The sequence below is a fragment of the Kitasatospora sp. NPDC057198 genome (genome assembly GCF_042670125.1).
Classification (GTDB): Bacteria; Actinomycetota; Actinomycetes; order Streptomycetales; family Streptomycetaceae; genus Kitasatospora.
This window is the reverse complement of sequence record NZ_JBHUWH010000821.1, coordinates 1-1,759: the sequence shown is the minus strand read 5'-3', so window position 1 is coordinate 1,759 and position 1,759 is coordinate 1. Positions and strand designations below refer to the sequence as shown.

Here is a 1,759-nt window from a genome sequence, read left to right as displayed (position 1 = left end):
TATGGCTCGGGGGACCACGGAGATGTACCCCCCTCGGGTCGTGGGCATCGTCTGTTGTGTATAAGAGACTGGGAGTGACCGCGGGCCCGGCCGGAGCTCGTCCGGCCGGGCCCCGCTCAGTCGCCCTCGCCCCGGAAGAACGCGGCGATCCGGCGGCCCGCGGCCGGGGAGGTGATCATCTCCAGGATCCGGGCCGACTGGGCGGCGACCTCGGCGGTGCGGGCGAACATCTCCTCCTCGTAGGCCCGCAGGGCGGCTTCGGGGTCGCCGGGGGCGGCCTCGAGTGCGGTGGCGAGCTCCAGGGCGTCCCGCATCGCGGCGTTGGCGCCGTGGCCGACGGGGGGCATCAGGTGGGCGGCGTCGCCGAGCAGGGTGAGGCCGGGGCGGGCCGGCCAGCGCAGGCCGACCGGGAGGGCGGTCAGGGCCCGGGGGACGAGCGGGCCGGTGCAGGCGGCCAGCAGGGCGCGGCAGGCGGGCGTCCAGTCGTCGAAGAGTGGGAGCAGCGCGGCCCTGGCGTCGTCGGGGCGTTCGAACGGGATGCCGCAGGTGGTGAGCCAGTCGGCGGCGCGGTGGGCGGGGCCGTGGAAGGACAGGCCGACCCGGACGGAGCCGTCGCTGCAGCGCTGGGCGGCGAGCGAGCGGCCGTCGCCGACCACCCAGTAGCTGCCGCGGCCGACGGTGGCGGCGAGGGCGGGGTGGGTGCGGTCGATGTCCGGGACGGCGCCCTCGACGGTGTTGACGCCGAGGTGGTGCGGGACGGCGGGGGTGAGCAGCGGTCGGAGGCGGGAGTTGGCGCCGTCGGCGCCGATCACGGTCCGGTGCTCGGCCCGGCCGCCGTCGGTGAACTCCAGCCGCCAGCCGCCGTCCGGGCCCGGCGCGGCGGTGCGCAGGGCGCGGCCCCAGGCGACGGTGCCGGGCGGGAGGGCGTCGAGCAGCAGGTCGCGCAGGTCGGCGCGGTCGATCTCGGGGCGGAGCGCGGGCGAGTCGTCCGGGGTGTCGTCGCGGTGCAGGACGGTGCCGGTGCGGTCGAGCAGCAGCATGTCCTCCCCCTCGGGGCGGGCGTGGCGGCGGAACGCCTCCGTCAGCCCGGCCGCGCGCAGGGCGCGCTGCCCGGTGTCCGCGTGTAGGTCGAGCGTGCCGCCCTGGGTGCGGGCGGACCGTCCGGCGTCGCGCTCGTAGACCGTGACGCGGGTGCCGCGCATGGTGAGCAGCCTGGCCAGGGTCAGCCCGCCCGGGCCGCCGCCGACGATCGCCACGTCCGTCGTGGGTGCCATGTTCCGTCCTCCCCTTGGTCCGTCCGATACACCGTATCGACTCGATACGGTGTATCGCAACGCACCCCCGTATCGTGTTCCCGCACCGCCCGCACCGCCCGCGCCACCGAACGGAGACCGCCTTCCATGACGTCCCCTCACGATGCCGACACCGGGCCCGACACCGGGTCCGGGCTGGTCTGGGAGCGCCCGGAGCCGCCGGAGCGGCGCTCGCCCGCACCGCTGAGCCGGGCGCTGATCGTCGGCGCAGCGCTCGAACTGGCCGACGCGGACGGGCTGGAGGGGGTGTCGATCCGACGGGTCGCGGCGGCACTGGAGGTCGGCCCGATGCGGCTGTACGGGTACGTGGAGACCAAGGCCGAACTGCTGGAACTGATGGTGGACGCGGTGTACGGGGAGATCGCCCCGCCCGCGCCCACCGGCCGGCCGGCGGCCGCGGCACCGGTGGCGGCCGCGGCACCGCCCGCCGACTGGCGGGAGGAGTT

At 76.6% G+C, this 1,759-nt stretch carries 2 protein-coding genes; one reads left to right on the top strand and one right to left on the bottom strand.

The window, feature by feature from the left end; all coding sequences use genetic code 11:
* Window positions 1-116: 116 nt before the first annotated feature.
* Window positions 117-1,274, bottom strand: a complete 1,158-nt coding sequence (locus ACFUEL_RS39345; RefSeq protein WP_380242974.1) for an FAD-dependent oxidoreductase — start codon at window positions 1,272-1,274, stop codon at window positions 117-119.
* A 126-nt stretch (window positions 1,275-1,400) separates the two neighbouring features.
* Between ACFUEL_RS39345 and ACFUEL_RS39340 the strand changes: the two genes are divergently transcribed.
* Window positions 1,401-1,759: TetR/AcrR family transcriptional regulator (locus ACFUEL_RS39340; protein WP_380242972.1), on the top strand; the 359-nt coding region annotated here is incomplete at its 3' end.

Bases quoted from the DNA above. Each gene is read 5' to 3' on its own strand.
- ACFUEL_RS39345 (WP_380242974.1), bottom strand. From the start codon at position 1,274: ATGGCACCCACGACGGACGTGGCGATCGTCGGCGGCGGCCCGGGCGGG.